The organism is Candidatus Izemoplasma sp. (assembly GCF_982632705.1).
On the sequence record NZ_CEXEES010000006.1, the window covers coordinates 42593 to 48746 of the forward strand.

A 6154-nucleotide genomic window follows, 5' to 3' on the forward strand; every position below is an offset into this window, starting at 1 on the left:
CACTCCTCTCATGTAATTATAGCATATTTTATTTATCCTTTATAGTACTAAAATCATTATAAATCAGAGTCCAAAGTAAAGCAAAAAAAATCATTACAAAAAACATGAAAACGTTATACTAATTTATAAAATGATAATGAAAATTATAATCACTATAAATTACCCAATAATAGTAAACTGTGAAATCCCTATTCTTAGCGATTTCACAGTAAAAAATAAAAGTCAAGTCTTATATTATTGCTTTTGATATTATATAATAAATATACACTAATTTTTAGGGGGTAGTTTCAATGCATAAATATAGTTCAGAAATAATACAAAAATTAAACAATGACATCAAGAGTGGTTTCCCACATCTTTTTACTATAACGGAAGACATGGAAAGAACATTTGAAGGAGTATCTAGATTAGTTATGCTAGATAGATATACACAAAAGGATTTATCGCTTAACACTTTAACTGTTGGAGATTTGGTTATAACAGTTGTTAAGAATGATCCAAAATTCCCAAGTCGAGGTTTAGGTACCGTTGTCAACATAGAAGGCGATGACGTATCTATAAAAGTCGAAGAAGAGTCTTTAAGTAACGCTGAAGACGCTGATAAAGATGGAGTAATCCTAAGAAACAAGCGTCAAATCGATAAACCGTTGGAATTGTTCTTTGAACAAATCGCAATGCGTTTAGCTCATCATCTTGGGGAAGATGAGAGCAAAGAAACAATCGATGAATTTTATCATGAAGTAGCTAACTTAAATTTAGTTCCTGCTGGAAGAGTCTTATTTGGTGCAGGAAGCCAAACGAATGTTACTTACTTTAATTGCTTTGTTATGCCACACGTACATGATTCACGTGGTGGAATTAGCGATCATAGAAAACAAGTAATGGAAATTATGAGTCGTGGTGGTGGAGTTGGAACAAACGGTTCAACTTTGCGTCCAAAGAACTCTTTAGCAAAAGGTGTTAACGGTAAATCAAGTGGGGCAGTAAGCTGGTTACACGATTTAAGTGAATTAACTCACTTAGTTGAACAAGGTGGAAGCCGTCGTGGTGCACAAATGATCATGATGCATGATTGGCACCCTGATATAGTAGAATTCATTGTATCTAAGATGCAAAACCCTACTATCTTACAATTCCTAATAGACACTATTAAGGATCAATCGATTGTTCAAGCTGCTAAGAATAAACTTAAATTTGTTCCTCTAACTGAATCAGAGATACAAATCAACGAATACATATTGGATCATAACAGACAGAATCCTGGTGTTTTCAATAAACAAATCGTAGATCAAGCCTTTGCACGAATCAATAAAGGTGGGCATTATGAAGTAAATAACCCTGAGTTCTTAAGTGGAGCAAACATTAGTGTTGCTATCACGAAAGACTTTATGGAAGCTGTAGAAGCAGACGCTGATTATCCTTTACGTTTCCCAGATGTGGACTCATATGATGGTGAAACAAAAAAAGCATATGACGATCAATGGATGCATGTAGGTGACGTTCGTGAATGGGAAAAACTTGGCTATCCAGTTAAGACATTCCGAACAATTAGAGCAAAAGAACTATGGAATTTAATAAATATTTGCGCTACATACAGCGCTGAACCTGGTATTTTCTTCATTGATAATGCAAATAAAATGACAAATGCTAAGGGATATAATCAAAAAGTAGTTTGTACAAACCCTTGTGGTGAACAACCACTTGCACCGTACAGTGTATGTAACCTTGCTGCGTTAAACCTTGCAAACATGGTAGACCGTGATAAAGGGGTTGTTGATTGGGCAAAACTTAAACAAACGATTAAAACTGCAATTAGAATGCAAGATAATGTAATTGATAAAACACATTATTTCTTAGATGAAAATAAAAAACAAGCTTTAGGTGAACGTCGTGTAGGTCTTGGTATCATGGGATTACATGATTTGCTAATTTGGACAAACAACCGTTATGGTAGTGATAACGCCAATAAACTAGTAGATAAGTTGTTTGAGTTCATCGCAATAGAATCATACAGTAATAGTATCGAAATCGCCAAAGAAAAAGGATCATTCCCATTCCTTGAAGAACAAGGAAGCATCGAATTATTCTTAGAAAGTGGTTATACTAAGAAATTACCAGAGAATGTTCGTGAAGGAATTAGAAAACACGGAATCAGAAATTCTCACTTACTTACAATTGCACCAACAGGTTCAACTGGAACAATGGTAGGTGTATCTACAGGATTAGAGCCATATTTCGCATTTACATATTTCCGTAGTGGACGTTTAGGTAAATTTATTGAAGTAAATGCTCCGATCGTCGAAGAATACTTACAACATCATCCAGAATTGACGAAAGATACATTACCTGAAATCTTCGTAAGTGCTATGGAATTAGCTCCAGAAGACCACGTAGATGTACAATGTGTTATCCAACACTGGGTAGATAGTTCAATTAGTAAAACCGTGAATGCTCCAAAAGGATATAGTGTTGAAGAAGTTGAAAAAGTATATATGAGACTATATAAAGGTGGCGCAAAAGGTGGAACTGTTTATGTTGATGGTTCAAGAGATGCACAAGTTCTAACTCTATCAAAAGATGATGAAGAAAAGATTTCTTCACCTAAACAAGTAGATTTAGTTGAACTAGGTATCGAATTAGAAGAAGAGAAAAAAGAACCAAAAGTAACGAAAACGGCTGGATTACGTAGTGATAGACAAGATAGAAATATCGGTGTTGAAGCTGGAGACATCTGTCCGATATGTTTGGAAGGTACTGTTGAAAACCTAGGTGGTTGTCACACTTGTACTAACTGTAACGCACAATTAAAATGTGGATTATAATAAAAAGGCGCTAAATAGCGCCTTTTTTTATGATACAATAACATATAGAGGTGATATCCATGAATAAAGTAATACTAGTTGGTGCGAATATCTTAAAAGATGGAATGATGGATTATTACATGGAAGAGTTAGAAAACCTAGCTGTTGCTAGCGAATTAGAAGTCTTATACACCATGACACAACAAATGCACAGAGTGAACCCACCTACCTACATTGGAAAAGGTAAAGTAGTGGAAATAAAATCATATGTAGATAATCTAGATGCAGATATGGTTGTTTTTAACAATGAGTTATCTGGATCTCAGATAAGAAACTTAGAAAATGTACTTGATGTAAGAGTGATAGATAGAACAATGCTGATACTTGATATTTTTGCTAAACGAGCTAAAACCAAAGAAGCCATGCTTCAGGTGGAAATCGCTCAGTTAGCATATATGCGTCCTCGGTTAGTTGGATTGACAGAATCACTAAATAGACAACAAGGTGGTATTGGCTCAAAAGGCCCTGGTGAAAAAAAGCTTGAGTTAGACAGGCGACGAATTGATCACGAGACATATAGATTAACTAAAGAACTTGAAGAAGTTGTTAGTTCTAGAAAGATACAAAGAAAAAATAGAAACAAATCAAAAATCAAGAAAATAGCTATCGTTGGATATACCAATGCAGGTAAATCTACACTATTAAACAAACTAATAGATATCACAGACAAACAAAGTGATAAGAAGGTATTTGCTAAAGATATGTTATTCGCAACACTAGAAACATCAACTCGTCAAATAGAGTTAAATTCACATAAACAGTTCATAATAACCGATACAGTAGGTTTTGTATCAAATCTCCCACATAATCTCGTTGAATCATTCAAATCAACGTTAGAAGAGATTACTGAAGCAGATTATTTGATACATGTCGTAGATTCTTCTCATGAATTTCATAAACAGCAAATTGAAGTTACGAATAAAACACTAGAAGAGATTGGGGTTCATGACATACCTATGCTATATGTATATAATAAGTATGATTTAAACAAAACCACTCTAACGCCTTCATTCTTTCCAAATGTTATAGTTTCTTTACTCCAAGAAAAAGGAGTAAAAGATGTCCTGAGCTTTATAGAACAGGAACTATTCAACGATCTAACAGAAGTAAAGCTATTAATACCTTTCAGTAAAGGGGCATTGATGTCTTTGATTAACGAGCAATCAAACATCATTAAAAGAGAGTATTCGGATGAAGGGACACTTCTTACAGTTGAACTTACCCAGGCAAAACTTGTCGAATATGAGGAATTCATTAAAAAAGAGGACTAATTTAGTCCTCTTTTAAATATTCTCTATACTCATTCAATAGTTTAATTAAACTATCCCTATCACTTATCTGAGAAATCGCATTTTTAACTTTCGTTGCACCTTTTAGCCCTTTAATATACCAAGCAGCGTGGCTTCTCATTTCTAAAATCGCTAATTTTAAACCTTTTAAATCAATCAATTTTTCCATATGCGCTATGATGTAATCTATCTTTTCGTCAATATCAATATCTTTTTGATAAGTTCCCGTTTCCAAATAATCAACAATCTGTTTCACTAACCAAGGGTTTCCAAGGGTTCCTCTTCCGATCATTACAGCATCACAACCTGTTTCATCAATCATTCTCTTAGCATCTTCAGGAGTTAATATATCTCCATTCCCAATAACAGGAACACTAACCGCTTCTTTTACTGCTCTTATTCTAGACCAATCTGCTTTCCCACTATACATTTGTGTCTTTGTTCTACCGTGTATCGCTATTGCCTGTGCACCCGCTTTTTCGCATAACTTAGCGATTTCCACATCATTAATAGTGTGAATGTTCCAACCTGTTCTAATTTTAACAGTTACAGGCTTTTTAACATTATCAACAATAGCTTTTACTATCGCATAAACCTTATCAGGATCCTGCATTAACTTACTTCCCGCACCGCTTTTAACGATTTTTGTTACAGGACATCCAAAGTTTATATCAATAATATCACAATTAGATTCATCGTCTAATATTTTTGCCCCTGTAATCATGCTTTCGATATCAGAACCGAAAATTTGCATAACTAAAGGACGTTCCTCTTCTGTAACGCGGATCATCTTCATTGTTTTTTCATTTCTAAAAGTAAGAGCTTTGTCACTAACCATCTCACTATAAATAAGACCAGCACCAAATTCTTTCACAATACTTCTAAAGGCTATATTAGATACTCCAGCCATCGGAGCCATAACAACCTTATTCTTAATTTCAAATTTTCCTATTTTAAACATACTATCACTCTTTCAATAAATCATACCTATTGTATTAAATTTCAAAAGATATTGCAATGTGTTTGATTTTATTTATAATAATTAAGTGATATAATTGGAAAAGGTGATATAAATGAATGATTATTTAGTAAAAGCATATGCTTTTGATGGAACAGTTAGGTTATATACAGCAAAAACAACTAATTTGGTTGCCGAAGCACAGCAAAGACATGATCTTTGGCCAACTTCTGCCGCTGCATTAGGACGTTTACTAACAACTAGTATTATAATGGGTGCAATGTACAAAGGCGATCAAGAACTCACAATAAGAGTTGAGGCTGATGGTCCAATAGACAGTATGCTTGCAACAACCAACACTTATGGTGAAGTACGAGGGTACGTAGGTAATCCCCATGTGTTTTTGCAATACAATACTGGCAAACTAAATGTAGGACAAGCAGTTGGTAATGGCTTTATTCACGTAACAAAAGACTTAAAAATACGTGATATGTTTACATCAAGCGCTCAAATACAAACTGGTGAAATAGCGGAAGACTTTGCTTATTATTTCACAGCTTCAGAGCAAATTCCAAGCGCAGTAGGACTCGGTGTACTCGTTAATGAGGATAACACTATACAGGCTAGTGGTGGTTATATTCTTCAAGTAATGCCAGGTTGTAAACCAGAGACTTTAGATAAGATAGAAAAAGTATTGAAGGAAATACCTCCAATCAGTGAGTTGATCGCTAGTGGAAGTACTCCCGAAGACATTGTTGAGTTAATTACAAAAGGTGATTCTCAATTACTAGAGAAATTAGATTTAAACTATAAATGTAATTGTCACAAAGAAAAATTCGAAAAAGGTTTAATCAGTTTAGGTGTAGATCAACTAACTGAAATTAAAGAAGAAGATAAAAAAATTGATGTTACTTGTCAGTTCTGCAATGAGCACTATCATTTTACAGAAGATGAAATTGCACAAATAATTGAGCAAATAAAAAAATAGGATATTCGTCCTATTTTTTTTATTTATCCGAATTGAAAGTTTAAATATACAACGGGTA

4 protein-coding genes are annotated in these 6154 nt (G+C 34.1%); 3 read left to right on the forward strand and 1 reads right to left on the reverse strand.

The genetic code is table 11. From position 1 onward, the window contains the following. The first annotated feature begins 290 nt into the window (after window positions 1-290). Entirely contained in the window at window positions 291-2822 is a 2532-nt protein-coding gene (locus AC2LE6_RS01670; RefSeq protein WP_484477501.1) for a vitamin B12-dependent ribonucleotide reductase, read from the forward strand. Between the two features lie 59 nt (window positions 2823-2881). Further along, window positions 2882-4132, forward strand: coding sequence for a GTPase HflX (gene hflX, locus AC2LE6_RS01675; RefSeq protein WP_484477502.1), 1251 nt, complete (start codon window positions 2882-2884; stop codon window positions 4130-4132). Between the two features lies 1 nt (window position 4133). Here hflX and dusB read toward each other — a convergent pair whose 3' ends face one another. Further along, window positions 4134-5111: a tRNA dihydrouridine synthase DusB gene (gene dusB, locus AC2LE6_RS01680; RefSeq protein WP_484477503.1), complete on the reverse strand. Its 978-nt coding sequence runs from the start codon at window positions 5109-5111 to the stop codon at window positions 4134-4136. A 112-nt stretch (window positions 5112-5223) separates the two neighbouring features. Here dusB and hslO point away from each other — a divergent pair, with 112 nt between their 5' ends. Beyond that, complete coding sequence (gene hslO / locus AC2LE6_RS01685; protein ID WP_484477504.1) at window positions 5224-6096, forward strand: Hsp33 family molecular chaperone HslO; 873 nt, start codon at window positions 5224-5226, stop codon at window positions 6094-6096. Window positions 6097-6154 lie beyond the last annotated feature (58 nt).